25 protein-coding genes are annotated in these 25,103 nt (G+C 64.6%); 9 read left to right on the top strand and 16 right to left on the bottom strand.

Annotated elements, in window-relative coordinates; translation table 11 throughout:
- The 4 genes from CXY91_RS05635 to CXY91_RS05620 all read left to right on the top strand — a co-directional run.
- On the top strand, positions 1-425 hold a 425-nt coding region (locus tag CXY91_RS05635; protein WP_199777367.1), incomplete at its 5' end, for an efflux RND transporter permease subunit.
- A gap of 181 nt (positions 426-606) precedes the next feature.
- Positions 607-1,098, top strand: a complete 492-nt coding sequence (locus CXY91_RS05630) for a DUF411 domain-containing protein (protein WP_100959631.1) — start codon at positions 607-609, stop codon at positions 1,096-1,098.
- Positions 1,099-1,103: 5 nt separating this feature from the next.
- On the top strand, positions 1,104-1,679 hold the full coding sequence (locus tag CXY91_RS05625; protein ID WP_068072574.1) for a Crp/Fnr family transcriptional regulator: 576 nt from the start codon (positions 1,104-1,106) through the stop codon (positions 1,677-1,679).
- Between the two features lie 59 nt (positions 1,680-1,738).
- Entirely contained in the window at positions 1,739-2,302 is a 564-nt protein-coding gene (locus CXY91_RS05620; protein ID WP_054211509.1) for a hypothetical protein, read from the top strand.
- A gap of 644 nt (positions 2,303-2,946) precedes the next feature.
- Here CXY91_RS05620 and CXY91_RS05610 read toward each other — a convergent pair.
- The 10 genes from CXY91_RS05610 to CXY91_RS05570 form a co-directional block, all read right to left on the bottom strand.
- Complete coding sequence (locus CXY91_RS05610; RefSeq protein ID WP_054211515.1) at positions 2,947-4,389, bottom strand: multicopper oxidase family protein; 1,443 nt, start codon at positions 4,387-4,389, stop codon at positions 2,947-2,949.
- Positions 4,390-4,926: 537 nt separating this feature from the next.
- Complete coding sequence (locus CXY91_RS31220; protein WP_349236579.1) at positions 4,927-5,634, bottom strand: DUF4010 domain-containing protein; 708 nt, start codon at positions 5,632-5,634, stop codon at positions 4,927-4,929.
- Complete coding sequence (locus CXY91_RS31215) at positions 5,635-6,210, bottom strand: MgtC/SapB family protein (RefSeq protein ID WP_349236578.1); 576 nt, start codon at positions 6,208-6,210, stop codon at positions 5,635-5,637.
- Between the two features lie 58 nt (positions 6,211-6,268).
- Complete coding sequence (locus CXY91_RS05600; RefSeq protein ID WP_067254926.1) at positions 6,269-6,787, bottom strand: cytochrome b; 519 nt, start codon at positions 6,785-6,787, stop codon at positions 6,269-6,271.
- Positions 6,784-8,304: a thymidine phosphorylase family protein gene (locus tag CXY91_RS05595; protein ID WP_054211514.1), complete on the bottom strand. Its 1,521-nt coding sequence runs from the start codon at positions 8,302-8,304 to the stop codon at positions 6,784-6,786. The genes CXY91_RS05600 and CXY91_RS05595 overlap by 4 nt, the downstream gene beginning before the upstream one ends.
- Before the next feature lie 2 nt (positions 8,305-8,306).
- On the bottom strand, positions 8,307-9,665 hold the full coding sequence (locus CXY91_RS05590; protein WP_054211504.1) for an MBL fold metallo-hydrolase RNA specificity domain-containing protein: 1,359 nt from the start codon (positions 9,663-9,665) through the stop codon (positions 8,307-8,309).
- A 15-nt stretch (positions 9,666-9,680) separates the two neighbouring features.
- Positions 9,681-12,065, bottom strand: coding sequence for a phosphoketolase family protein (locus tag CXY91_RS05585; protein ID WP_248307367.1), 2,385 nt, complete (start codon positions 12,063-12,065; stop codon positions 9,681-9,683).
- 28 nt (positions 12,066-12,093) lie between these two features.
- On the bottom strand, positions 12,094-12,474 hold the full coding sequence (locus CXY91_RS05580) for a hypothetical protein (protein WP_054211503.1): 381 nt from the start codon (positions 12,472-12,474) through the stop codon (positions 12,094-12,096).
- Positions 12,471-13,466, bottom strand: a complete 996-nt coding sequence (locus tag CXY91_RS05575) for a ribose-phosphate pyrophosphokinase (protein WP_054211502.1) — start codon at positions 13,464-13,466, stop codon at positions 12,471-12,473. Before CXY91_RS05575 ends, CXY91_RS05580 begins: the two co-directional genes overlap by 4 nt.
- Before the next feature lie 31 nt (positions 13,467-13,497).
- On the bottom strand, positions 13,498-15,618 hold the full coding sequence (locus CXY91_RS05570) for a heavy metal translocating P-type ATPase (protein WP_082365522.1): 2,121 nt from the start codon (positions 15,616-15,618) through the stop codon (positions 13,498-13,500).
- Positions 15,619-15,979: 361 nt separating this feature from the next.
- Between CXY91_RS05570 and CXY91_RS05565 the strand changes: the two genes are divergently transcribed.
- A protein-coding gene (locus CXY91_RS05565) for an IS3 family transposase (RefSeq protein ID WP_100959628.1) occupies positions 15,980-17,079 on the top strand; the annotation gives its coding sequence in 2 pieces (ribosomal slippage) (positions 15,980-16,241 and positions 16,241-17,079; 1,101 coding nt in all).
- Between the two features lie 314 nt (positions 17,080-17,393).
- Here CXY91_RS05565 and CXY91_RS05560 read toward each other — a convergent pair.
- The 5 genes from CXY91_RS05560 to CXY91_RS30040 all read right to left on the bottom strand — a co-directional run bounded on the left by CXY91_RS05560 (position 17,394) and on the right by CXY91_RS30040 (position 19,871).
- Entirely contained in the window at positions 17,394-17,909 is a 516-nt protein-coding gene (locus tag CXY91_RS05560; protein WP_054211497.1) for a hypothetical protein, read from the bottom strand.
- 114 nt (positions 17,910-18,023) lie between these two features.
- Positions 18,024-18,683 carry a methyltransferase family protein gene (locus CXY91_RS05555; RefSeq protein ID WP_054211496.1) on the bottom strand — a complete coding sequence of 220 codons (660 nt, stop codon included), beginning with the start codon at positions 18,681-18,683 and terminating at the stop codon, positions 18,024-18,026.
- 21 nt (positions 18,684-18,704) lie between these two features.
- Positions 18,705-18,968 carry a DUF2933 domain-containing protein gene (locus CXY91_RS05550; RefSeq protein ID WP_054211512.1) on the bottom strand — a complete coding sequence of 88 codons (264 nt, stop codon included), beginning with the start codon at positions 18,966-18,968 and terminating at the stop codon, positions 18,705-18,707.
- A gap of 251 nt (positions 18,969-19,219) precedes the next feature.
- Entirely contained in the window at positions 19,220-19,492 is a 273-nt protein-coding gene (locus CXY91_RS05545; RefSeq protein WP_054211495.1) for a hypothetical protein, read from the bottom strand.
- A 115-nt stretch (positions 19,493-19,607) separates the two neighbouring features.
- The gene (locus tag CXY91_RS30040) at positions 19,608-19,871 is read right to left on the bottom strand and encodes a hypothetical protein (RefSeq protein ID WP_156330450.1); all 264 of its coding nucleotides are present in this window, start codon (positions 19,869-19,871) and stop codon (positions 19,608-19,610) included.
- A 490-nt stretch (positions 19,872-20,361) separates the two neighbouring features.
- Here CXY91_RS30040 and CXY91_RS05540 point away from each other — a divergent pair, with 490 nt between their 5' ends.
- Positions 20,362-21,267, top strand: a complete 906-nt coding sequence (locus tag CXY91_RS05540) for a Crp/Fnr family transcriptional regulator (protein WP_248307366.1) — start codon at positions 20,362-20,364, stop codon at positions 21,265-21,267.
- Positions 21,268-21,817: 550 nt separating this feature from the next.
- Here CXY91_RS05540 and CXY91_RS31280 read toward each other — a convergent pair.
- Positions 21,818-22,090 (bottom strand): helix-turn-helix transcriptional regulator, encoded by a 273-nt coding sequence (locus CXY91_RS31280; protein WP_377801839.1) that lies wholly within the window; start codon positions 22,088-22,090, stop codon positions 21,818-21,820.
- A gap of 179 nt (positions 22,091-22,269) precedes the next feature.
- Between CXY91_RS31280 and CXY91_RS05530 the strand changes: the two genes are divergently transcribed.
- From CXY91_RS05530 to istB, 3 genes are all read left to right on the top strand, one after another.
- Positions 22,270-22,713: a hypothetical protein gene (locus CXY91_RS05530; RefSeq protein WP_054211494.1), complete on the top strand. Its 444-nt coding sequence runs from the start codon at positions 22,270-22,272 to the stop codon at positions 22,711-22,713.
- Positions 22,714-22,757: 44 nt separating this feature from the next.
- Positions 22,758-24,257, top strand: a complete 1,500-nt coding sequence (gene istA / locus CXY91_RS05525) for an IS21 family transposase (RefSeq protein ID WP_054211493.1) — start codon at positions 22,758-22,760, stop codon at positions 24,255-24,257.
- Positions 24,254-25,103: IS21-like element helper ATPase IstB (gene istB, locus CXY91_RS05520; RefSeq protein WP_100959626.1), on the top strand; the 850-nt coding region annotated here is incomplete at its 3' end. The genes istA and istB, both read left to right, overlap by 4 nt.

Raw genomic sequence — 25,103 nt, 5'->3', positions numbered from 1 at the left:
TCGGCTTCATTGCGCTCGCCGGCGTCGCTGCCGAGACCGGCGTGATCATGCTGATCTACCTCGATCACGCGCTCCGCGAGGTGCGTGCGCGCTGTGAAGCACAGGGGCGGGCGTTCACCCGCGCGGACCTGCATGAGGCAATCATGCTCGGTGCCGTCGAACGCGTGCGGCCGAAGATCATGACCGTGGTCGCGATCATGGCGGGACTGCTCCCCATCCTCTGGAACACCGGCACGGGCTCGGAGGTGATGCAGCGGATCGCCGTGCCGATGATCGGCGGAATGGTCTCCTCGACCGTGCTGACGCTGCTGGTGATCCCGGCGATCTACGGCCTGGTCAAGGGCTGGCGGCTGCCGTCGACCCTGGCGCCTGAGAAGGCAGCATCGGAAGCCGCCTCAGCGCCCCTTGTTGCTGCTGTCGAATGATGGAGGGACCAGGCATGCACGACATGATGGGTGAAATGGGCTGGGGCATGGGTCTCGCGGGCCTGCTCGGAATCGCGGTTCTGCTGCTCGTGATCGCCGCGCTCGTAAAATACGTCTTCTTCCGGTGAAGGTGCTGGACGCGCGACTGGAGAAGGACCTAACCAAGGCAAAGGAGACAATCGTGCCGATCGAGCTTTCCCTATCCCGCCGCGCGCTGTTGATCGGCGCCGCACAGGCGGTTTCAGCGTTCGCGCTGCGGCGCCCTGTTTCGGCCGCCGAGACGCCTCCGAAGATGGTCGTGACCCGGGATCCCAATTGCGGCTGTTGCCGCGGCTGGGTCACGCATATGCGGAAAGCAGGCTTTCCGGTTGAGATGGTTGAGGTTGCCGACGTCACGCCGCTTAAGACCCGGCTGGGTGTGCCCGATAGTCTGATGTCCTGCCACACCGCCGAAATCGGTGGCTATGTCGTCGAAGGCCACGTTCCGGCCGAGGCGATCAAGCGGCTTCTGATCGAGCGCCCGAAGGTGACGGGCCTCGCGGTTGCAGGGATGCCGGTCGGTTCACCAGGAATGCAGGTGCCCGGGCAGGCGCCCGAGGATTATGACGTCGTCATCTTTTCCGCCAGCAGGCAGCATGTTTTCGCGCGCTATCGGGGGCTGCAACAGATCTGATGGCAATGGCGTCCATCCTCGCCGGATTGAAGCCGGTCATTCGGGAACTCGCGGCGGGCGAGACTCTATTCGCGAGCGGGGATGCGACGCGGGGCTTCTTCCTGGTCCGCAGAGGGCAGATTCGCCTTGCGCGCTTCAGCGCCAGTGGGTGCGAGACCCTCCTCTTCGTCGCCGGACCGGGAGAGCGTTTCGCCGAAGCCTCGTTGTTCGTCGAGACATATCATTGCGATGCGCGGGCCGTGGCGGAGAGCTCGGTCGCCTGCTTTCCCAAGTCAGCGGCGCTCGCCCTGTTGGAGGGCGATGCGACCGCACGGTTGGAGCTAACGGCGGACCTTGCTCGGCAGGTGATGGAACTCCGGTCCGCCTTGACCCTGCGCGATGTTCGCTCGGCGCGAGAGCGGGTGCTCGGCTACCTCGTGGCGCGAACCGGCGTCGACGGCCGCACCATTACCATCGGCGGGCCGCTGAAGGACATCGCGGCGATGATCGGTCTGGCGCCTGAGGTTCTGTACCGGACGCTCGCGCTGTTGGAATCCGAACGGATCATTCGGAGAGGAAACGGCATTATCGAGCTGACATGATTTCAATCATGTTGCGGCGCTTCCGACACCCTTATCGGAATGATCGAGGAGACCGTTCCATGATCAAAGCAATCGCGTTCAGCCTGCTCATCCTGGCGATCTCCGGATGGGTCGCTCCCGTCTCGGCTCAATCCGTGAGTCCTTACGCTGGCCAGGAGGCGCGCGAGATCAAGGCTCTCTCACGAAATGAGATCGATGACCTGTCTTTGGGGCGCGGCATGGGTTTGGCCAAGCCCGCGGAACTCAACCGATATCCCGGTCCACTTCACGCGCTCGAACTGGCGTCCGAACTCCAGCTTTCGGCCGAACAGCGCAGCGGCTTGAAGAAATCCGAGGCGCGCATGAAAGCGGGCGCGATGGCGTTGGGCGCCGAAATCCTGGACTTGGAGCTCAAGCTCGATGTGGCCTTCGCACGGCGCACGATCGAGCCATTGCGCCTGCGTGAACTGACGGCCCAAATCGGCACCAGGCAGGGCTCATTGCGGGCGGTACATTTGCAGGCCCATATCGAGACGGCTGGCCTTCTCACCTCGGATCAGATCGCGCGATATGATGTTCTGCGTGGCTACCGCAATCCATCGCCGGCGGCGCCGAGCGGCCACCATCTGAAGCAGCACCGTTGAAGTCGTTGTCCGCGACGGCATCGCCCCTTTGCCGCAGTGGGCGCAAGACGAACCGCCTATCATCCACCGTTGGCGCACGATACGCGTGTCTGTTCCATGTAGAGTACGCCATCCCTGACGGACATCGCGAAAGCTCGACGAAGGCCGCTGTCGAACGTGACTACGATCGAATTGTCGGCGACCACATAGCTGCCAGTGGTCTGCCATAGCCCGTCATACGCGAAGTGTCCGTCGGCTCCGAACGCGAACCTCGCGCCTCCCGGCGTAGTGCATAGCTTGCCGTGAACCGCTTGCGTGATCTCTTGGGCGCCCAATCGCAATCCCGAGGGATGAGCTTGAGCGATCTCAGTGGAAGCGACGAGGAAGGGCAGCAGTCCCGCCGCTGCGAAAAGGACACCCTGGAGACCCATTCTCGCCTCCTTGGATCAAGGAACCGTGCCTCGTATATTATACCACAAGATTGGATTTCTGAGGGACCGCGGCATGGAAACTTTCGTCCACCGGACGCGGGAGCCAGGGTAGTCGAGATCGACGAGAACGCCCCACGAATGGACGCTTCAGTTCAGGCGAGCGCCCGGACAGGCCATGTGCACGGGTCCGGGCGCCGAAAGCTGAGTCCAGATGCGGTGACGCGCCGGCCGAGGCTAGCCGATCCCTTCATAGGCAAGCTGGGCCATCATGCCCGTCGCCATGTGGTAGAGGTGGTGACAATGCAACGGCCAGCGGCCGGGATTGTCGGCATCGAACGTGATCGTCACGGCTGCGTCCGGCGGCACGAGGACCGTATCGCGCACGGCTCCCGGGAGCGATACCCCGTCGATGGCGGTGACCTGGAAATGATGACCGTGCAGGTGCATCGGATGCGACATCATCGATGCGTTTCGCATCGTGACCTCGATCCTCTCGCCTTTCCGGATCCGGAGATCGTCCGCGCCGCCGATCCCCCACGTGTAGTCCTGCATCCGGCCGGTGAGGGTCAGCGCGAAGCGGCGATCGGGAGCCCGGACGGGAAGCGAATGCAGGGCCCGCAGCTTCCGCTCGAGTCCGAGTTCGACGATCGGACCGGCGTGCTCGGCGCTTCCGGCGACGCGTTGCACCGAGGCTCCCTGCGTGGCGAGGATCACCCCGGTGCGTTCGCTGGCCCCTTCACGCAGCGCGAGAACGGGATAGGCGCCCGGACCCACAGGCAAGGACAGCCGGATGTCGAGCCGCTGGCCCATGCTGAGCGGGAAGGCCGTGCCGACGATCGGCTCGACGTCCCTGCCATCCACCGCAAAGAGCGTGCCGGGAACCGATCCAGTCTCGATGGTGAAGGCCGTCGCGGTGGCGCCGTTGATGATGCGTAGGCGGACCCGGCCGCCACGCTCCACCCGGATCACGTCGGGATCATCGAGAGCGCGATCATTGGCGAGATAGGCATCGTAGTCGATGTCGTTGAGGTCGCTGGCCGTCGCTTGGCTTGTCGTCGCAGGCTGGTGAGTGTTGCCCCCGTGGCCCATCGCGGAATGGTCCATCGGCGCGGCGTGACCTCCGCCGCCCTTCAGCTTCGCGAGCAATTCCTCGGCGGGCTTGAAGGAGAAGTCGTGCAGCAGGACGACCACCTCCTGCTCGTCGCGCGCGAGATCGGAGGCCGTCCTGACGATGAGGGGGGCCGCCAGCAGGTTCTGTTCCTGAAGCGTATGAGCGTGCATCCAATGTGTGCCGCCAGCGCCTACGGGGAAGGTGTAGCGGGCGACATCGCCCGGCTTGAGCAGTGGCTTCGGATTGTCCGGCACGCCGTCCTGGTGCCAAGGAGGGGTCAGGCCATGCCAGTGGATCATCGTGGCCTCGCCGATTTCGTTGGCAAGGCGGACGTCGAAGTTCGATCCCGCTTCCAGGATGAGCCCATGGCGGCCATCGGGTTGCAGAAGGCCGAACACGCGGGCGCTCCTCCCGTGGACTTCGATGGTCCGGCTGACGACCCGGAGGTCGATCGGTGATGGGCTGCTCGCTCCCTGGGCGAGACTGGCGGCGGGGCGCATCAAGGCGTTCGCGCCGAGCGCCGCGGCCCCGGTCATTGCGGCAGTGAGGAATCTGCGACGGTTCATGATGAATGTCCTGTTTCGGCCTGCGACGGCAGGGTCGTTGATCCGGTTTGTTGGCAGACATGCGTTGAGCTGGACGACCTGGATGTCAGACGGACCGCTCGGATCGGTATCGAGGAGGGCCATGGGGTGGACGGGCCACGAGGCCACCGGGTTGCTCCTCCTGTCGGCGATACGCGACCGCCTCAACGGTGGTGCTTGAGGATCTCGGGGCTGCTGCAATGGTAATGCCGCAGGCGTTGCACGCCGCCGCGCAGCATGGACCTGACGGCCTTCCGGCCTCCGGGTTGCCGTGCCCATGTTGGTGTTGGCTCGCTGTGATTTTCGATGCGTCGACCTGGGAGAACCCAGCCGTCGGCTCCTCCAGGCAATGGACGGGATGGGCGCTGATCGTCGGTACCGCGATCAGCACGAACGCGAGCGCCACGATCAGCGCTCTTCTCAGTCCGGCAATGGTCTTCGCCAAAGTCCGCATCCGCTCAACGGTGGATCCTCGGACCCAAAGCTAGCGCAATGCCCGACGTCGCGAATTAACCCCGATCAAGGATTCGGAGTGCCCAGGAGGCCCGCCCACTCGAAATGCGGCAAGGTGACGAATGCCGCGTAACCCAACGCAGCCGCGACGATCGTGGCGCCGATGTATGGCAACCAGAAGCGGACAGGTCCGGTTGCGATCGCGACCGAGATGCGCCCGACAGCATTGCTCGCGAGCGCCAGCAGGACAGCGTGGCCGACGGCCTCGGGCGATGCCGACTGCCCGAGAAGCCGCAAGGCGCTGAGCACGGCGACGTCCACGTCGAAAAGCCCCGAGATCGCGGAGGTCGCGATCATTCCGCGGCTGCTTCCGATCGACAGCACGGCGCTGATCGTCGAGACGACGCCGAAGAGCACGGCGAAGGCCAGGAGCGGTCCGAGCTCGAAGGGATTTCGGGGCGGTTCCGTACCGTCTCCGTCCACCCGTCCCCGCGACAGAAAGAGGGCGCCGGATGCCCCGAAGCCGACAATCGCGGCAAGCATCGCGGTGCCGGAAACGCCGAGCAGCGATGGCGCGACGATGGTCACGATCCCCGCCACGCGCAGCACGGAAACGCCCGCGGCGAGCGCAGCCGCTCCGGCGAGCGGCCAGGGACTTCCTCCCGCTGCCGCCGTTCGCGCCAGCGCGACGGTGACGGCGGTCGAGGAGACGATCGCGCCTGCCAGGCCGCCTACCAGGACGCCGCGAGCGGTACCGAGGGCCCGGACGGCGATTTAGCCGAGATAGGAAATCGCGGCCGTCAGCACCGTGAACAGCCACACTTGCCGGGGGTTGAAGCCTCCCCATGGATCGATCGTACGCGCAGGCAGGAGGGGCAGGACGATCGCGGTCATCACGGCGAGCACGAGTGCCGAGCGCAGTTCGATCCAGGAAATCCTCCTGAGCAGCCCGTGCAGGAGATCGCGACTGGCAAGAACGGCCGCGAGCGCGGCTCCGCCCGCCGCCGCGACGCGTTGATCGCCCGTGACCGCGAGGGCGCCGAGCGCGAACACGCCGAGAGCGGCGATGACACCGGTCACGCTGAAGCTCTCGTCGTGCATGGATTCGCGCGCCTGGTACCACGCAAAGACGGCGGTGAAGGCCAGGAACGTGGCGATGAGGACCGCGGGCGTGTTCAGGCTGAGGCTGAGGGCCGCGGCGACGCCGCCCAGCAGTCCAGAGATCCCAAAGGTGCGTATACCCGCCGTCCGGCCGCCATCGGGCGTGTCGCGTTCTCGCCACCCACGCTCCAGTCCGACGAGCAAGCCGATGGCCAGAGCAAGGCCGAGCTGCGGGATCAACGAGTCCATTGTGCGTCCGCTCCGGAGCCGATCTCCGACGCCCGGTTCCTGGCGACGGCACGCCTCATCAGCCCTTGATCATCCTGCGCAAGACGTCGTCGCGGCGATAGAGGTGATGCCAGAGCGCAGCGACGATGTGGATGAGGACCAATGCCAGGAGCAACCAGCTCAGGTATCTATGGAGAGGCGCGACCCGGAAGGTGAGATACATCGCGATCGTTCCGGTCACCGGCAGCGCGATCAAGAGGCCGTACAGCGCTATGTGTGTGGCTGAAGCTACCCGAGCTTCCAATCGCGAGGTGCCATCGGGAGGAAGGGGCTTGCCGCGGACGAGCCGGATCGCAAGCTGTAGCAGCGCCATCAGCAGGATCAGCCATCCGCTCCAGGCGTGAACCTGATGCAGGAACAAGTCGATGGGAGCAGGCTTGAGGAAGCCGTGCGCCAGGTGCGTGCGCTGGATCGCCCAGGCCGTCGGCACCTGGATGATGCAAAGGAGCGGCACGATCCAATGCATGGTTCGTTGGTAGACGTTGAACGCCTGCGTCCCGGGACAAGCCAGCGTGGAAGGCCATAGCTCGAGCCTCACGGCTCGACCTTGACGATGTCTCCGGCACGCGAGGCGTAGTCGAGCGCGTAGGATAATTCCGAAGCCGTTTCGGCGTGGACATGCAGGAGGGGCTGGCCCCTGTCGATCGTCGCGCCCAACCGGACCTCCATATGGACGCCCGCGGCCTTGGCCTCCGGCGCTCCCGCCAGCTTGGCAAGCCTGGCGACCTTGCGGTTGTCGATATGAACCACGCGACCAGCGCTTGGGGCGACGAGCGCGTGGACGCTCGATGCCTTTGGCGGTGCGCGCAACCCGCCCTGCGCCCGGCAGATTGCCTCGAACTTCGTCCAGGCCTTGCCGCTGCTCAACGTTTCAAGGGCCATCACGGTGCCGCGTCCTTGTTCGGCCTTGCCACCGATCTCAAGGGCCGCGCCCGCGAGCAGGGCGGCACGCTGGCGCAGATCGTCGGGGGCATCGGGCGCGTTCTGGAGCACGGCGAGGACATCGAAAGCCTCGAGGGCCGGGCCGATACCTCGCCCCACGGGCTGTGCCCCGTCGGTCTGGAGACATGTCGCGCTGAGGCCGAAACGTGCCGCGACCGCGCTCATGCGATCCGCGAGATGATCGGCGGCCTCGCCGCTGCGGACCTTGGCGGTCGGCCCGACGGGGATGTCGATGACGACATGGGTCGAGCCCGCGGCGATCTTCTTCGAGAGGACCGATGCGATGAGCTGACCTTCGGTGTCGACGTCGAGTTCACGCTCGACGCGAACGAAGATGTCGTCCGCGGGGCTGAGGTGCACGGCGCCGCCCCATGCCACGCATCCGCCCTCGGCCTCGACCACTCGCCGTAGCTTCGCCATGTCGAGATCGACCGGCGCGAGCGTCTCCATGGTATCGGCCGTTCCAGCCGGAGAGGTGATGGCGCGGGAGGAGGTCTTGGGCATGACCAAGCCGTTCGCCGCAACGATGGCGACGACGATCGGGGTCGTTCGGTTGCCGGGAAGGCCGCCGACGCAGTGCTTGTCGACCACGATCGGTGCATCCCATCGCAGATGGTCACCGACCTTGACCATCGCATCCGTCAGATCGGCCGTCTCGCCCTCGTTCAGCGGCAACGCGGCACTGGCCGTCAGGAAGGCTGCGAGATGGACGTCGGTGTAGCGCCCGGCGACCACGTCCCCGACGATAGCGGAGAACGCCTGCGCATCGAGCCGGTTGCCGTAGATGCGCCGGCGCACGCTTGCCAACGACGAGATGGCGGGCGGATGGCTGACGGTGATCGCCTCGCCCTCCGTGATGCCGAGAAGGTCCCAGGCCGTCTCGGAAAGCCCGGCCTCATCGAGGGCGAGGAGCGAGTCCCCTTCGACCTGGAACAGCGTCGCCTGGACATGCCGCTCGCCATTGGAAAGCAGAACCTGTGATCGGGCGGCCAATCCCTCGGAGCGACAGACGTGGCAGTCGGTCCGCATGACGACGACCGCCTGGTGCTGCGAGTGCAGGTGTAGCCGCCTGGCTCGCAACGTCGGTTGGGTGACGGCGGGATCGTTGGGCATCGTCATAGGTCGAAGGACTGGTTCATGCGAGGGATGGTGGCGTTCCAGCCGAGCTCGCGGTCGATTCGCACGCGCAAGGCTTCCGAAGCATCATCCTCACCGTGAACGATGAAGGCGCGGCTTGGCGCGCGCCGAAAGCCCGACAACCAGCGCATCAATTCGTTCGCGTCAGCGTGCGCGGAGAGCATCGACAACTCGGCGACTTCCGCCTGGACGGGGATCCACTCGCCATGGATCTTGGTCTCGTGTGCGCCTTGCAGCATGGCGCGGCCGCGAGTGCCCGCAGACTGGAAGCCGGAGAACAGGATCGTATTCTTCGAGTCGGGGGCAAACGCCTTGAGATGGTGGAGGACGCGCCCGCCGGTCGCCATCCCGCTCGCCGAGATCACCACCTTGGGATAGGGGCTGGCCGTGATCGCCTTGGAACCCTCGACGTCCCGAGTATAGGTCGCGACCGCACAGACGGCGGTGCACACCTCCACAGGCAGCCGATGGTCGGCGCGATGGGCGTGCAGCAGATTGGTTGCATCGATCGCCATGGGGCTGTCCAGGTAGATCGGGACGTTGGCAAGCTGCCCATTCGTCTTGAGCTTCCACAGATGGTAGAGCAGCGATTGGGCGCGCCCGACCGCGAAGGCCGGGATCACCAGCGTTCCGCCCCGCTCGACCGTTCTCTTGACGATCGCACCGAGCGCTTCGGTGGGATCGGCCGGGTCATGGACGCGGTTGCCGTAGGTCGATTCCACGAGAACATAGTCCGCTTCGGGCACGGCTTCGGGGTCGGGGAGAACCGGGTCGTCATAGCGCCCTATGTCGCCGGAGAAGGCGATACGGCGTCCGCCCCATTCGATATCGGCGGTGGCGGCACCCAGGATGTGCCCGGCGTGCCGGAACCTCAGCGTGGCGCCACCGGGAAGCCGAACGACCTCGCCGAATGGAACCGATGTGAAGAATTCGAGAGCGCGCTCGGCATCATGGCTTCCGTACAGCGGCAGGGCTGGCTTATGCTTAGAAAATCCCTTCCTGTTGGCGTATTCGGCGTCCTTCTCGTTGAGGTGGGCGCTGTCCATCAGGATCAATTCGGCGATGTCGCTCGTGGCGGCGGTCGCGAAGATCTTGCCGCGAAAGCCCTCTCGAACCAGCCTCGGCAGATAGCCGGAATGATCGAGGTGGGCGTGCGTTAGCACCACCGCATCGATGCTCGACGGGTCGATGGGCAGCGGTTCCCAGTTCAGATCGCGCAGGTTCTTGAGACCCTGGAACAGGCCGCAATCGATCAGGATGCGGGTGTCGTTGTGGGCAAGGAGATGCTTGGAGCCGGTAACCGTACCGGCGCCGCCGAGGGAGGTGAGCGTGAGCATGAGCGTGACGGCCCTTCAGGTCGTTGAGATTAGGAGGTGGGCCGGGTCGCCGCGTCCATTGATGGCGTCGCGCTCGGCGGGTGTGAGCAAGTCGACTTGGGACCAGCCAGCGAGCGGCGCCGCCGCATCCACCAGATGCGCCCACGAGCAACGATTGGCGAAGAGCATCCCGGGCACGTCGAACGTGCCGCCGCGGCTGATATAGCCGAGCGCCGTGGTCCGCCGTGGTCCGCCGTCCAGCCGCCGCAACAGGCCAAGCATGGGTTCAGGCCTCGTATGGGTCACGATCACGCGCGGCAGATCCGGCGGGAACAACGCCGCGACTGCATCGTCGCCTGCCGTAAAGGCCGCCTCGATAGGATCGCGCGGCTGACGAAAGCGTCCGGGTTCGCAGATTCCTGTGACCAGGACTCGATGACCGTGCCGTCCAAGTCGGCTGGCGGCCTTCAGCGCCTCTTCCAACTGATAGGCGCCGATCGCGACGATCTGTAGGTCGGCTGCGTCCGGCACGCCCTCGAAATGGGCCGCGCCGTCCTCCACGAACCGGGTGGCCGTCTCGGCGTCGAGCCGATGCGGCATGTCGCGCTTGGAGACGATCAGGCAGGCCACCTGTCCGCGGCCGCCATAGACCGAGCGCAAGGCGGCCATAGCGGTGTTGGCGTCGACCGGGAACAGGACGCGTGCGGTGTCCGACATCTCGCCGAGTAGTGCCTCGCCGATCGTGGGATCCTGATGCGACTGCTCGTTCTTGGAATTCTCCCAGGTGTGGGAGGTGACGACGAGCGGCACGGATATCCAGCCTGGCTGCCGTCCGATCTCGCGCTGTCGCCGGGCGAAGACGATTTCCTGTCGCAGGCCGCCGAGCATCTTCATGGCGAAGGCCTCGTAACTGACGATCAGGTTGAGGCCACCTTTGTTGGCAAGCGCCGCGCCCGCCACCGCTTCCTCGTTTAGAGCGGTGATGACCGCTCCGTCCACGGCCTCCGCGGTCCCGGGTTCGCAGACGTTCACGCGATGGCGCAGGCGATCGAGCGTAGCGCCCATGTGATTGGATCGCAGTTCGTCGGGGTTTCCGACGCGCGGCCTCAGTTCCGGGTTGTGGTCGACCAGGCGCACGAACCACCGGTCGAGCGCATGCATAGCGCAATCTGCCGGGCTGCCGGCCCTCGTCCAATCGGGCTCAGGAAGTCGAGGGGAGGGCGGGTGCCGGAACGCCAGCGGGTGCCGGCTCTCGGGCGGGCGGTTCTGTTTCCCGTGAACCGCCAGCGCGCCGATGGCACGATCGAGCTCGTCCGACGGCACGAAGAGGGACCGCGCGGCATCGTTGAACGCTTGGCGCGCGACCTCGTCGTTCGACGGGTTGCCGCCGAGCGGCAGGTTATGCGCGGCGTTGGTGCCCGCTCCAGGGAACCCGAAGCCCTTGACCGTCTCGGCGATGACGTAGGGGATCGGCGCGGGATAGCGGCGGTCCGGGCGGGCCGCGAAGCGTTCGAGCCGCTCCTCCGCCGTGAGGATCGCCCAGGCAAAGGCTGCTGGATCCCGCCCGTCGATCGTGAAAGGGTCGAACCCATTATGGCGCAGATGGGAGGCGAGCCAGTCTGAGCCACCCTGCTGTGCGATTTGGGCTCGCTCCTCGATCCTGCGACCGTTGAGGATCATCACCGGGACCGCGATGCCGGAATCCTCGGCGCGCCACCAGCGCGGCGTCCAATCGGAACCTCGTTGTTCCTCGAAGGCGCCGTCGCTCAAGAACGCGACCAGCCGCTCGCCGGGGAGCGGCATGTGAACGTATTGTACCCCGGCAAAGCCGAGGTACCCTCCCTCCGAGATCGCACCGGCCGTGTTGGGGCCGGCGTGGCTTCCGAGCGGAACCGAGGCGTGTCCGTTTCCGTCGATCGCATAGGAATAGAAGTCGGTGGCAAGCCTCGAAAGCCCGGCTTCGCTACGATCGTAGCGGCCCTTTTGGACGGCGGACACGTCGCCGGTAAGGGCGTTGATCGCCTCTATGGAGGCGACGCAATGCCCCTGTCCCATGAGCCAGGAGCGCGTCGTCGCGGTGATCGCGTTGGCGACGAGATAGCCGACGAATGCGGGAACCATATTGAGCGAGCCGCCGGTATGTCCCTCCGGTGTGGCCTTGAAGGCCTCCGGCGGCAAAGGCGCGCCGGAGAGGTCCATCCTTCGGGCATAGGTCATGTGGACGACGGCCCACATGGCGGCCGACGCGAGGCGGTCCGCCGCCGCGAGCAAGCGGTAATACGCATCCACTTCGGTCGTTCTGCCGGCCGCGATCAGCCGCGCCCCCAGGGCCCGGACGCGATCCCTGGTTTCGGACGAGTGCTCGATGACGCCATAGCCATTGGCCCAACGCAGAAATTCGGGAGATGGATCGTGGTTCACTCGCTGGACCTTTCTGCGCGGATTGCTCTCAGGAGAGAAGTGCGCCTGCTGCTGCGCGAGCGGATACCTGGACCGAAGCCGCATAGAGGAGCGCTCTCAGAATGATCGTGAGAGCCACGCCCGCCAGAACCAGCCAGCACAGCCAGTACAACGCCCTCATCCACGGCGCCTCGGGCCGTCCCAGGTCCCGCTCGATTGCGTGCTTGTCGTACATTCCCCAAGCATGCATGAGCGCTCCCGCCAGCAGTAAGGGAACCGTAAGGTCGGCAACGTAGCGGGCGACCAGCAATCCGAGGCCGCCGCCGAACAGAGCGGCGCCGAAAGTCGAGGCCAATTCGGATCGCTTGAGCCTCGCGCTCGTCACCGCATTCTGCCCGCCCGGGACCTCGATTTGCGTGCGAGGCTTCATCGGCCGGACGTCCAGGGTGGCGGGTCACTGGCCGGAAAGGAGTCATATCCGGCTTGCTCAACCTCGTCGCGCGGTTCGGGCGGCCTGCGCCGCCGCACGAGTTGTTCCGCTGCATCTTCCGCGACCGACAACTCGCCTGCAATCAGTGAGGAAAGACCGATGGCATTGCTCTCGTGCTCGACTGCGTCCGTGGAGACGATCCTTTCGGATAGCGTGCGCAGGCGAGCATAGGAATCGTCGGCGAAGATGGCATGGACGACCGCAATGACGGGCTTGGGAAATGCTTGCAGCGGGAGCTTGCGCGCCGCCTCGATCAGGGTGTGGCCGGACGAGGCGATATCGTCGACGAGAACGGGTTGGCGCCCCTGCCATGCGGACAGGTCGGGCACATCGACATCGACGCTGCGATCCCCATGCCTCACCTTGCGAAGCACCGTCCAGGGAGCGCGGGCTCGTTCGGCAATCGCCGAAACCCATTGCTCGCTTTCCTCGTCCGGGCCGATGACGAGGGGCGAATGGACTTCCGCCGCGATCCAGTCGGCGAGAAGCGGGGCCGCATGCAGCGTGCTCGTGGCGATGGAATAGAGGGAGGAAAGCGCCGGATATCGGTGCAGGTGCGGGTCGACGGTAACCAGCCTGTCGAAGCTCGACGAGATGAGCCGCGCAAAGCTTCTCGAGGTCACGGCCTCTCCGGCCCTGAAACGCCGATCCTGCCGCATATAGGAGAGGTAAGGCGCAATCAGCGTCACCGTCCGCGCTCCGAGCGAGCGAGCCGCATCCGCAGCGAAGACCAGGCGCAGGAAGCCCTCGTCGGGCCTGGCCAGCGTGCCAACGAGATCGACCGGCCTGCCTGCGACATCCGACAGGAGGCGCACATAGCTCTCACCATCGGGAAAGCGGCGCGTTTCGAGCGCGCCGAACTCCCATCCTCCGGCATCCGCCAGCCGTTGCGCGAAGGCCTCGTTGCCGGGCAGGGGAAGGATCAGCCGCATCGCGGAACGCTTTCCTGTCGGTTCGTCGAAGTCATGCCTGGCGCCTGTAGAAGCGCAGGAACTGCGCGTTGATAGCGACGATCACGGTGCTGGCGGACATGAAGACGGCAGCCACGGCCGGGGTCATCAGGAAGCCTGTGCCAAAGGAAATGCCGGCGGCCATCGGGATGGCGATGGTGTTGTACCCGGTCGCCCAGATCAGGTTCTGAACCATCTTGCGATAGGTCGCGCGCGACAGGCCCAGGATCGCCCCGACATCGCGCGGATCGCTTCTGACAAGAACCACGTCGGCCGATTCCACGGCGACGTCAGTCCCGGCGCCGATGGCGACGCCCAGATCGGCCTGGACGAGGGCCGGTGCGTCGTTGACGCCGTCGCCGACCATGGCGACCGAGAGCCCGCGCGCCTGAAGCTCCTTGATCTTCTCGGACTTCTGGTCGGGGAGCACCTCGGCGAAGAACTCGGTGATGCCGAGTTCCTTGGAGACGGTCTCTGCAACACCCCTGGCATCGCCCGTCAGCATCACCGACCTGATGCCGAGGCGGGTGAGCTCGGCTATCGCCTCCCTCGATTCCGGCCTGACGATGTCGGCGAGTGCGAACAGGGCCCGGGGTGTGCCCTCCCTGACAAGCACGACGACCGTCTTGCCCTCGGCCTCGAGTCGCTTGAGCTCCGGGTGCTCGACGGGCTGGCCCTGCCGGGCGAGATGGCCGGGACTGACGATGCGCACGCCCTGGTCGCCGACCTTGGCGACGATGCCTTCGCCGGTGATGTTGCTGACCTCGGTCGCCTTCGGCAGCACGATGTTCCGCGCCTTCGCCTCGGCAACGATCCCGTGGGCGATCGGGTGCTCGGACTGGCTTTCGGCTGCGGCCGCGAAGGCCAGCTCGTCATCGACCTTGCCCTCGCCGAGCAACACGATGTCGCTGACCCCGAAGCGGCCCTCGGTCAGGGTGCCCGTCTTGTCGAAGACAGCAGCATTGAGATTGCGCGCGCGTTCGAAGGCGGCGCGGTCGCGGATCAGCAGGCCATTGCTGGCGCTGAGCGAGGTACTGACGGCGACAACGAGCGGGACGGCCAGGCCGAGCGCATGCGGGCAGGCCACGACCATCACCGTGACCATCCGCTCGAGCGCGAATTCGAGAGGGGCGGACAGGAGGAACCACCAGACGAAGAGCGTTCCGAAGCCGACGATGAGGGCGATGTAGGTCAGCCAGGCCGCAGCCCGGTTGGCGACGTCCTGCGTGCGCGAGCGTGTCGCCTGGGCCTTCTTCACGAGATCGATGAGCTGAGCGAGATAGGTCGAGTCGCCCGTCGCGGTCACCTCGATCGTCACCGCGTTGGCGCCGTTGATCGCGCCACCGATCGCCGTCGCGCCGACCGTCTTGGTGACGGGCCTGGACTCGCCCGTAAGCATGGCCTCGTTGAAGCCTGAGGAACCCTCCAGGATCCTGCCGTCGACGGGGACCTTGGCGCCCGGCCGGACGATCACGCGATCGCCCGGCTTCAGCGCCGAGATCGGAACCTCGCGCGTGCTGCCGTCGGCCTCGATCCTCGTTGCGCTGTCCGGCAGGAGCCGCACCAACTCCTCGAGGGCGCGTGAGGCGCCCATGACGGAGCGCATCTCCACCCAGTGCCCGAGCAGCATGATGACGATGAGCGTCACCAGCTCCCAGTAGAAGGCCTCTCCGGGAAAGCCGAAGGTGACGGCGGCGGAGAAGAAATAGGCTGCCGAGATCGCCAGCGCGATCAGGGTCATCATTCCGGGCTGCCCCTTACGCAGCTCGGAGGCGAAGCCTGTCAGGAACGGCCAGCCGCCGTAGAGATAGGCGGCCGTGGACAGCGCAAAGAGAACATAGCCGTCACCCGGAAAAGCGAGGGCGCTGGTAATGCCGAGCCAGTGCTGGATCATCGGCGACAGCAGCAGAACCGGCGGTGTCAGGACTAACGTTACCCAGAAACGTCGGCGAAAATCGGCGACCATGGCGCCATGGTCGTGTCCGCCATGTCCAGCATGCTCGGAATGGCTCGATCCGGCTGCCATGACCACCTTCGGGCTGTCGTGACGGTCGTGGACCGAGTGCCCGCTCGCCTGGTGACCCTCATGGCCGCGATGCCCGTGATGGCCATGGTCAGAATGCGGCGAACTCATAGTCTGTTCCTTGGCACGGCTGCGGAGGATAACGCAGGACAGCGCTACAGCGGCGAGCATTTCGGAGGCCGCGAGGGTCGCCATTTCGCGACCGGAAATCTTTGATCGAGATTAAGGTCCAGTGCCGGGGGGCTTTCTCGCACTGTCGCTGCCGCCGCAGGGATTGGTGAGGAGCAACCGCCGGCGTCGGGTGGTCCTCCTTCCGTCATGCTGCGATGGGAAGCGTTGCGGATGCACGATATCGTTTTCTCGCAACCTTGCTCCCTTTGTACGTGGAGGTTGACCTGCCTCCGGTTTCCTGGACCGTTCAAAGCTGGAGAATTCCAGTTTAGCAGCACGGGCTGCGGACGGAGTTTTCGGCATGAAGAAGTCGAAGTTCACGGAGGCGCAGATCGCCTTCATCCTGCGCCAGGCTGAGGAAGGGACGCCGGTTCCGGAAGTCTGCCGAAAGGCAGGAATCAGCGATGCGACCTTCTACAATTGGCGCAAGAAGTACGCCGGGTTGATGCCCTCGGAGATGAAGCGGCTGCGTCAGCTCGAGGAAGAGAACGCCCGGCTGAAGCGGATCGTGGCGGACCTGTCGCTCGACAAGGAGATGCTGCAGGACGTCATCAAGCGAAAGCTCTAAGGCCTGCCCGCAAGCGGTCGATGGTCGATCATGTGCGCGCAGTCTGGCAGGTGAGCATCCGTCGTGCTTGCCGCGCTCTGCCAGTCGAGCGCTCGACTTATCACTACCGCTCCCGACGGACCGGGCAGGCCGGCCTCATCAAACGGATCAAGGAGATCGCCGAGACGCGCATGCGTTACGGCTATCGCCGGATTCATGTGCTGCTCAAGCGGGAGGGCTGGAATGTCAATCCGAAGCGGATCTACAGACTTTACAAGGAGTTGGGCCTCCAGCTCCGGAACAAGACGCCCAAGCGCAGGGTCAAGGCGAAGCTGCGCGACGATCGTCGTCCGGCTACGCGGACGAATGAGATCTGGGCCATGGACTTCGTCCACGACCAACTCGCCACCGGCCGCAAGCTGCGGGTTCTGACCATCGTCGACACCTTCAGCCGGTTCTCGCCGGGGCTGGACGTTCGCTTCAACTTCCGCGGCGCCGACGTCGTCGAGGTGCTGGAGCAGATCGGTGCGGCCCATGGCTTCCCGGCCAGTATCCGGGTCGACCAAGGTACCGAGTTCGTCAGTCGCGACCTCGACCTGTGGGCCTATCAGCGCGGCGTCACCCTCGACTTTTCCCGCCCGGGCAAACCGACGGACAATGCCTTCATTGAGTCGTTCAACGGGAAGTTCCGGACCGAATGCCTCAACGCCCACTGGTTCATGAGCCTGCCCGATGCCCGGGAGAAAGTGGAGGCTTGGCGAAGGGAGTACAACGAGCTACGACCTCATAGCGCGATCGGGAACAAGACCCCGATATCGCTCGTCAATCGGCCACCGGCATGCAGCCCGCGGTGACCGTTTACCCCCTGGAAGCGGCCAGCAAGCCGGTCCAGCATCGGGGGCAGGCTCATACCCCCTGGAAGCGGCCAGCAAGCCGGTCCAGCATCGGGGGCAGGCTCAAGGTCGCGGGGCGCCTACCTGCGCTTGGACCGCAAATCCGGGGCCACCGACCACTATGCAACTCTCCGAACCCGTCCTGTGCGGAGACGCTCCTCGAAAGCGGTCCCTCTATCGCTCGAGCGGAGTCCGCAGTTCGTTGTGTCCGCCGACCGAGTATCGGTTGGCGTTCCGTTGCTCACTTAGACTTGGATACAGACAGCTCGAAATTCTTAGGCAGCGGCGGAATTCCGAGGTTCGATAACGGGACCGGAGGGCCGCTCGCCTAGCTCTTCACGCTCGACTTCCGCGCGATCAGCGATCTTTTCCGTTGCACCTGCGATCCGCTTAATCGGCGTGATCACATCGGGGATATCGATCAGTGCAAGAAGCAAACCTGCGATCCAGAATATGTGCATGTGGGTGAACATGGCCAGCAGACCCAACACGCAAGTGACTTCTAACTGCACTTTATTGTGCGCGAGGCGATCGGGCAGCGCATGCAGTCGAAGATAGAGGATGCCAACCGCGAGGACGAAAAGAAGCAGAAACATGCCCATTGCAATCATGAGCCAGTCTGTCTCGCCGGGGGCCGTAATGAATGCCGGCAAGTGCGTGGAGGCTGCGGCTGGATGAACGGATTGGCCCACAAGCTCTCCTGTGCTGGAACCGATCAGCCCCCTAGGCAGATTCAGTATGAATGCTAACGCATGCACGGTGATGCCGCCAGCGCTGACGAACGGCTGCATCCCGTGAAATCCGCGTCGGGCAACTCCGGGTGCGGCGGCGTGCCGGGCTATCAAGGTCGAAGCATTGCTCGCCGTTAGACCCTCAGATCAAACCACGCCGGGAACTCGATTTGGCTAGCGGCTCGTCGTTTCGGTCGGATGGGACGAAAGTCGCGGAAAGTAGCCGGGCACGTCCTGCATGTATCGCGCATAGGCCTCGCCGTGCTCGGCTAGTGCTTCCTGCTCCTCGTGCCGCGCGAGCCGCCAGTACATGAAGGCCAGGACGGGGAACATCGCGACCGTCAGCAGCGTCGGCCATTGCAGCAGGAAGCCGAACATCACGAGGACGAAGCCGACGTATTGCGGATGCCTGATCCGGGCGTAGATGCCAGTGGTGGCGAGCGTGCCGCGTCGCTGAGCCTCGTAGAGCACCCTCCAACCGGCCGCGATCAACATGAAGCCGCCGCCGATGAACAGGAAGCTCAGCAGGTGAAAGGGGCCGAAATGCGGGTTCGCTCGCCAGCCGAAGAGTTCCTCGAGAAGATGCCCTGCGTCGTGGGAGAGCCAGTTGACGTCCGGATATCTGGACTGCAACCAACCGGATAGGAGGTAGATCGTCAGCGGGAAGCCGTACATTTCCGTAAAGAGGGCCAGGATGAAGGCGCTGAAGGCTCCGAATGAGCGCCAGTCGCGCGGTGACTTCGGCTTGAAGAAGCTGAAAGCAAAAAAGATGAAGACTGCGGAGTTCAGAAGAACAAGGGACCAAAGCCCGTAGGCGGGAACGTTGTCGTGCATGGGAGCGCTCCGAGAGCCTGATCAGTGTTCGTGCGGAGGCTGCCGCCAACCTGAGGACGGCTGGATTGATTGGTTGCCGTGGCCTCCATGTCTTCCATGCATGAACACATGAAGCAGCGGGCATGCGAGGAATATTAGCAACGGGAGCCAGCCGAGGAGATGGGCGCGGTGCTCCGCAATCAGATAGAAGGCCGCGACTGCCAGAAACCCGACGAGAGCGATCTTGAACGACGTGGATCGGCGCTTCTGATCCTGGGCGTTGGGGTGGTCTGCACTGTGTTCCATGAGGTCGCGTCCGCTGGAGGCCATCAATGGTAGGAGCTGCCTCTGCGGATCACCGTAGGGTCCCGAATCTGGCGGGCCACGGGAGCCTTCGACGTGCGGTGGCGTGATCCTGGCTCAACAGATGAGGCGAACCGGGACGCAAATCCTTGATCTCGGTTAAGCTGACGCGGCGAAGTGACCCAGCTTTCTGGAAGCCCGGATATGGCGTGCTCGGGCGGGATGTTCGAGTCGATCCTGCGCCCGGCGAAGCCTCAAGCCTTCGGCAGGACGTCAAATTCGCGTGCCAGCAGGGTCACAGGCCGTGAACAGGAGCCTAGCCGGATATCCACCCCGAACGCTGAAAGGCGGTTGCGATCGGCTTCGTCGATGAACCCGCATATGAGCTTAGTGATGCCGGTTGCGAGCACCAGGTCACAGATGGCTTCGCCGGTTCGTTCGCAGTTCGCGCGGAACTCATGTTCCTGTGCTTCGTCAGGGTCGATCAGTAGCACCCCATCGCATTTGGCGAAGAACGGACTGAGCATCGCCTTGCGTCGTCCCCGCGCGACGAGCACTGCTATCCGGTGCCTTCGATCAATTCGGGGCAGGGCTATTGGTGCCATCTTGGCCCGCGCGAGAAATCTTCTACACCGCAAGAGATCAGCACAGCTTTCTGCGCGACACCTTAATTTCGATCAATCGCGCATCCGGGCAGCGATTTCGACGTGGCCACGTGTAAGCAGCGCTTTTGACCTCGATCAAAGCAAACGGCATCCTGTCGTAGTGGAATGGATACGCGGGCTTGCACGCATCGCGTATCTGGATCACTCGACCCCCGGATCCGCGGCTGACGTTCAGCGCAAACGAACTTTCGACGGCTATGGTGCGGATGTTCAGGTTCATTGCATTGGTTGTCGTCTGCATGGTTTCCCTACTGTGGCTGGGGGAAGCATCGTGGGCGCACGAGAACCGTGCGGCACGAGAGCAGGCCAGTCCGGCGATACATTCGACCGTCATCGTGACGTCCGCGGGCGAAGACGGTTGTCTGCCCAGGCACGCTTGCTGCCGGACAGTCTGCGCGCAATGTCAGGTATCTCAGCATCCATATCGCTGTGACATCATTCGAGCGTCGCTCACGTCTGCGGTAATCGTGGTTTCTCGCGAAGATCACGTACACTCGGTTATTGTCGGTCGCGATCCGCCCGTCCCCAAAGCCTATCTCTATTAGGCCGCTGCGCTCGCCTTCGATGCGTCCCCTGCCGACATAGGTCGGCCAGCACACGATCGTGAGCCGTGTCGTGCCGACCGAGGGTGTCGGACGCGCTGAGCCGGCGAGCTCGGGATTTCATCCAGAATGCTGATGGGCTGCCAAGGCAGCCGCCGCAACGGGCCAGGTGCGCCCGGGAGGTGCAATATGAATTTGGATCGAGCGTCTATTTCTGAGGAGATGGCCCGGTCGCTCCCTCGCAACGATTGGGAAAATATCAAGTGCGAGCGGAATGGGCCGACCTTTCGTGAATTGGCATTGCGTGAACTGGCCGACGGGGCGAGTGCGTCGGTTCACGACTTGAGCAGACGTCCGCGCCGTAGCCTGACGGGCGCTGACGGTGCACCGCGGCCCGCTGCCGATGCACCTTCGTCAACCGAGGGGTATCGGTTGTTGCCGCGCTACCGATCGGGCGATCGAAAAATCGAAGCGGGCCGCGACCTCTTCAGCGTTGGGTCGACGGGCAACGCCATCTTCAACCTGATCGATGGCTGGGTGGCTCTCTATACCCAGCTTGAGGATGGCAGGCGCCAGATCGTCCAGTTCGCATTGCCCGGCGCCATACTGGGCGTCTTGCCATCAAATCGGTCGCAGGCAACGTTCGGGGCGCTGGCGCTGACCGACGTGGTGGCGTCCGTGATCCCGACCTCGATGCTTGCGACACTGTCCCGCGATGAGCCGGAGCTGACCATGCGTCTGGCGCGCTCGCTGGCCCGCGATTGCAGCCTGGCGTTTGATCACCTGACGAGCATCGGGCGCCGGTCCGCGCGAGAGCGGGTCGCCCACCTCATATTGGAGCTATTTGCCCGCTACCGCGCTCAATGGCCGGGCAATCGCATTGAGGAAATGCCGCTCCCGCTCACGCAGGAGCAGATCGGCGACGCGACGGGGCTGACGTCGGTTCACGTCAATCGGGTCCTCAGCGGGCTGCGGAAGGAACGCATCGTCGAGTTCCATTATCGTCGGCTTCGGATCCTTGATCCCGATAGGCTAATTGAAGTGGCAGGTGTTGAACCGGAAATTGTGACGGCATGGCTTGAGCGGCAGCCCTAGCCGCTCAATTTAGATTTCGGTTGCCGCCATTGACCTCGAATCATCCTGCTTGCGAGGCCGACTGGCTTGGCTGGTTCTGGCGTAATCGCGGTTCGAAGGACGTGACGCCATCGGGGCTGCGCATAGACTCTTCCCTGGCGGGCATTGCCGCAGCGGTTGCGGGGGTGAAATCCGAACCCTTAGCGCGCCGCTCTGCAAGGAGCTCGCCCGAGCGGTTTACCGCAGCAGCGGCCAGGCTCCAAGGGTGACGATGGCCAGTGCTGCGGCGATTTCCAACCCGAAGCCAACCCGCGATCGCCAGCCAGCGGTTCGGTCCAGCAAGCTTACCAACTGGGTGCGGGGCAGGATCGCGAGCAACAGGAAGGCGACGATCGTCAGGAACTTGAAATACGGAAAAAGGCGTTCAGCTTGGAAGTCGACGAGGCCCCAATCCCGTCTGCACTGAAAGCAGTGGCGGCTGAACGTGGATGGATATTAATGCAGACGTTCGCGGCGCGCGGATTACGGTCATGTGAATGATGGGCTCCTGCCGCCAACGTCCAGGTGCGGGTCACTTCGGGGCGGAGTCAGAGGCTGCGCCAGTAATGACCAATGGTAACCGAAAGCCTTCCCCTTTGGTGGCTAGAGCTCTCAGGAACTCCACGCCCCGATCTTCTAGCGCCTGCTGAACCATTGCGGCGCCCTTCAGATAGCGGTCGGAGCGAGGATGGGTTTCGACCCGCCCGAGAGTCCGTCGGCTGATGCCTGCTTGCTTGGCCAGTTCGTCTGGGCTCAATCCGAGCGCAATTCTTGCCGCTTTCAATACGTTAGCGCCAGGGACCATGCCCATGGCATCGCACGCGCGGGTCCCGGAATCCAGCTTGTCAACAATTGTCCGATATAGGACTCATGTGTCCTGAATAGGCCCTATATGGCCATTTTTGGACAAACATTATGGACGAACCTACTGCGCTTCGATAGGGTGCGGCGAATCGCCAAGGCCCCTGAATTGGAAGGCAAGGTATGGAAGTCTTTGTTTGTGCAGGTTCCGGGCAGGGCATCGGACGGACAACGGCCAGTCTGTTGCTCGCCTGCGGATTCTTCGAGATGGGATTGGAGCCTCTGCTGATCCAGGTGTTGGCCTCCGGGGAGCCACCGGCGTTGCGGGCGGACGAAGAGGCCCCCTTTGAGACGGCTCGGCTTGTCCTTGCCGATGCATCCTCGATCGGGAGCGAAATCAAGGATCTTGCCGGTCGGCATACCGAACTCGGTCCGGTCATCGTTGATCTACCGGCCCAGCTCTTTCCCGAGGAACTTCTTTGCGATCCTAGGTCTCGGTTTCTGCTGCCGATGATGACGGATAAGGCCGCGATTCAGCGCGTTGTTGGCGACATGCTCGATGTGTGCACGGCGGTGAGAAAACCATCCAGTGGAGCGCCGGCGTTTGTGCCGGCGCGGGCGGCGTAAAAGTCGGCCACTGGATAGGCTGACCCCTTTCGGGGTTGGCGGGGATGTTCGCTGTGGAGATTTACGCGGCGGTTCGCGATTTCGTTTTCAACCAGGAGAAGAGCCGGCGGGAAGCGGCTCGCGTGTTCGGGCTGAGCCGCGAGACGGTTGCGAAGATGTGCCGGTTCTCGCTGCCGCCGGGCTACACACGCACGAAGCCGGTCGAGAAGCCGAAGCTGGGTCCGCTTCTGCCGGTGATCGAAGCGATCCTGGAGGCAGATCGGACATCACCGGTGAAGCAGCGTCATACGGCGAAGCGGATCTTCGAGCGCCTTCGTGACGAGCACGGCTTTGCCGGCGGCTACACGGTGGTGAAGGACCATGTGCGGCTCTGCCGGGCGCGGGGCCGGGAGACCTTTGTTCCGCTGGCGCATCCGCCCGGGCACGCCCAGGTCGATTTTGGCGAGGCGACCGCGGTGATTGGCGGTGTGCGGCAGAAGATCCACTTCTTCTGCTTGGACCTGCCACAGTCGGACGGCTGTTTCGTAAAGGCCTATCCACGCGAGACGACGGAAGCGTTCCTGGACGGTCACGTCTCGGCTTTTGGCTTCTTCGGCGGTGTGCCGCTGTCGATCCTCTATGACAACACGCGCATCGCGGTGGCGAAGATCTGCGGCGACGGCCGGCGTGAGCGGACGCGGGCCTTCACCGAGCTGGTGAGCCACTATCTGTTCCGGGATCGGTTCGGGCGCCCGGGCAAGGGCAACGACAAGGGCAAGGTCGAAGGGCTGGTGAAGCATGCCCGCTCGAACTTCCTGACGCCGATCCCGGTGGCGGCGAGCTTCGCCGAACTGAACGTGATGCTGGCAGAGCGCTGCCGCCGGCGGCAGGGCGAGCGGGCCGGTCGGCATGCGAAGACGATTGGCGAACGGCTCGTGGCCGATCTTGAAGCCCTGCGCTCCTTGCCGGCTGTGCCGCTGGAGCCGTGCGAGAAGCGTGGCGGGCGGGTCTCGTCGACGGCGCTGGTCCGCTATCGGTCGAACGACTACTCGGTGCCGACGGCCTATGGCTTCCAGGACGTGGTGGCGAAGGGCTTCGTCGAGGAGGTCGTGATCCTGTGCCGGGGCGAGGAGATCGCCCGGCACCCGCGCAGCTACGGGACCGGCGTGTTCGTCGCCGATCCGCTGCACTATCTGGCGCTGATTGAGAGCAAGCCGAACGCGCTCGACCAGGCGGCGGCGCTCCAGGGCTGGGACCTGCCCGAGACATTCCAGCACCTGCGCCATCTTCTGGAAGCGCGGATGGGCAATCGCGGCAAGCGTGAGTTCATCCAGGTGCTGCGGCTGATGGAGGCCCTTCCGCGCGAGGTCGTGAGCTTTGCCGTGGGCGAGGCCATCCGACTGGGTGCGATCGGCTTCGATGCAGTGAAGCTGATCGCCCTGGCGCGTCTGGAGCGGCGCCCGGCCCGTCTCAACCTGGCGGCCTATCCGCACCTGCCGAAGACGGCAGTGAAGACGACCTCGGCCGCCGATTATGCCGTTCTCCTGCCTGGAGCGGCGGCATGACGGGCCCGGCGAAGGAGGTGATGCCGGCGGGCACCACCGCGGGAACGCCGCAGGTGCTGCTGGCCCATCACCTCAAGCATCTGAAGCTGCCGACGGTCCTGCGCGAATACGACAAGGTCGCGCGGGAATGCGCCCGGGACGGCGTCGATCATCCCCGCTACCTGCTGCGGCTGGTCGAACTCGAACTGATCGACCGGGAACGGCGCATGGTCGAGCGGCGGATCCGGGCGGCGCGGTTCCCGGCGGTGAAGAGCTTCGACACCTTCGACTTCACGGCGATCCCGAGCCTCAACAAGATGCTCGTGCTGGAACTGGCGCGCTGCGGCTACATCCTGCGCCGGGAGAACATCATCGCGCTCGGCAACAGTGGCACGGGCAAGACCCATGTCGCTCTCGCGCTCGGGCTGGCCGCTTGCCAGAAGGGCTTCTCCGTCGCCTTCACCACGGCGGCTTCGCTGGTCAGCCAGCTCCTCGAGGCCCGCGACGAGAAGCGCCTGCTCAGGCTCCAGCGCGAGTTGCAGGCGGTCAAGCTGCTGATCGTTGACGAGCTCGGCTATGTGCCGCTGTCGCCGACCGGCGCCGAGCTTCTGTTCGAGGTCTTCTCGCAGCGCTACGAGCGTGGCTCGACCATCGTCACCTCGAACCTGCCCTTCGAGGACTGGACCTCGGTCCTGGGGTCGGAGCGGCTGACCGGTGCGCTTCTCGACCGGCTGACCCACCACGTCAGCATCCTGGCCATGAACGGCGACAGCTACCGCCTCAGGCAATCCGCCGGCCGTCGCCGCGCCACCGCCGCGGCGGAGCAAAACCAGGCCACCGCCGACGAAGCCGATCCCGAAACCGGCG

Origin of the sequence: Allobosea sp. FBZP-16, from assembly GCF_002831785.1 — a bacterium.
Classification (GTDB): domain Bacteria; phylum Pseudomonadota; class Alphaproteobacteria; order Rhizobiales; family Beijerinckiaceae; genus Allobosea; species Allobosea lupini.
This window is presented reverse-complemented; position numbering and strand designations above follow the sequence as displayed.

Coding starts and splice junctions, on each gene's coding strand:
- CXY91_RS05625 (WP_068072574.1), top strand. CDS start 1,104: ATGGCGTCCATCCTCGCCGGATTGAAGCCGGTCATTCGGGAACTCGCG.
- CXY91_RS05620 (WP_054211509.1), top strand. CDS start 1,739: ATGATCAAAGCAATCGCGTTCAGCCTGCTCATCCTGGCGATCTCCGGA.
- CXY91_RS05610 (WP_054211515.1), bottom strand. CDS start 4,389: ATGAACCGTCGCAGATTCCTCACTGCCGCAATGACCGGGGCCGCGGCG.
- CXY91_RS31215 (WP_349236578.1), bottom strand. CDS start 6,210: ATGGACTCGTTGATCCCGCAGCTCGGCCTTGCTCTGGCCATCGGCTTG.
- CXY91_RS05595 (WP_054211514.1), bottom strand. CDS start 8,304: ATGCCCAACGATCCCGCCGTCACCCAACCGACGTTGCGAGCCAGGCGG.
- CXY91_RS05590 (WP_054211504.1), bottom strand. CDS start 9,665: ATGCTCACGCTCACCTCCCTCGGCGGCGCCGGTACGGTTACCGGCTCC.
- CXY91_RS05580 (WP_054211503.1), bottom strand. CDS start 12,474: ATGAAGCCTCGCACGCAAATCGAGGTCCCGGGCGGGCAGAATGCGGTG.
- CXY91_RS05575 (WP_054211502.1), bottom strand. CDS start 13,466: ATGCGGCTGATCCTTCCCCTGCCCGGCAACGAGGCCTTCGCGCAACGG.
- CXY91_RS05570 (WP_082365522.1), bottom strand. CDS start 15,618: ATGAGTTCGCCGCATTCTGACCATGGCCATCACGGGCATCGCGGCCAT.
- CXY91_RS05560 (WP_054211497.1), bottom strand. CDS start 17,909: ATGCAGCCGTTCGTCAGCGCTGGCGGCATCACCGTGCATGCGTTAGCA.
- CXY91_RS05555 (WP_054211496.1), bottom strand. CDS start 18,683: ATGCACGACAACGTTCCCGCCTACGGGCTTTGGTCCCTTGTTCTTCTG.
- CXY91_RS05550 (WP_054211512.1), bottom strand. CDS start 18,968: ATGGAACACAGTGCAGACCACCCCAACGCCCAGGATCAGAAGCGCCGA.
- CXY91_RS05545 (WP_054211495.1), bottom strand. CDS start 19,492: ATGCTCAGTCCGTTCTTCGCCAAATGCGATGGGGTGCTACTGATCGAC.
- CXY91_RS30040 (WP_156330450.1), bottom strand. CDS start 19,871: ATGCAGACGACAACCAATGCAATGAACCTGAACATCCGCACCATAGCC.
- CXY91_RS05540 (WP_248307366.1), top strand. CDS start 20,362: ATGAATTTGGATCGAGCGTCTATTTCTGAGGAGATGGCCCGGTCGCTC.
- CXY91_RS31280 (WP_377801839.1), bottom strand. CDS start 22,090: ATGGTCCCTGGCGCTAACGTATTGAAAGCGGCAAGAATTGCGCTCGGA.
- CXY91_RS05530 (WP_054211494.1), top strand. CDS start 22,270: ATGGAAGTCTTTGTTTGTGCAGGTTCCGGGCAGGGCATCGGACGGACA.
- istA (WP_054211493.1), top strand. CDS start 22,758: ATGTTCGCTGTGGAGATTTACGCGGCGGTTCGCGATTTCGTTTTCAAC.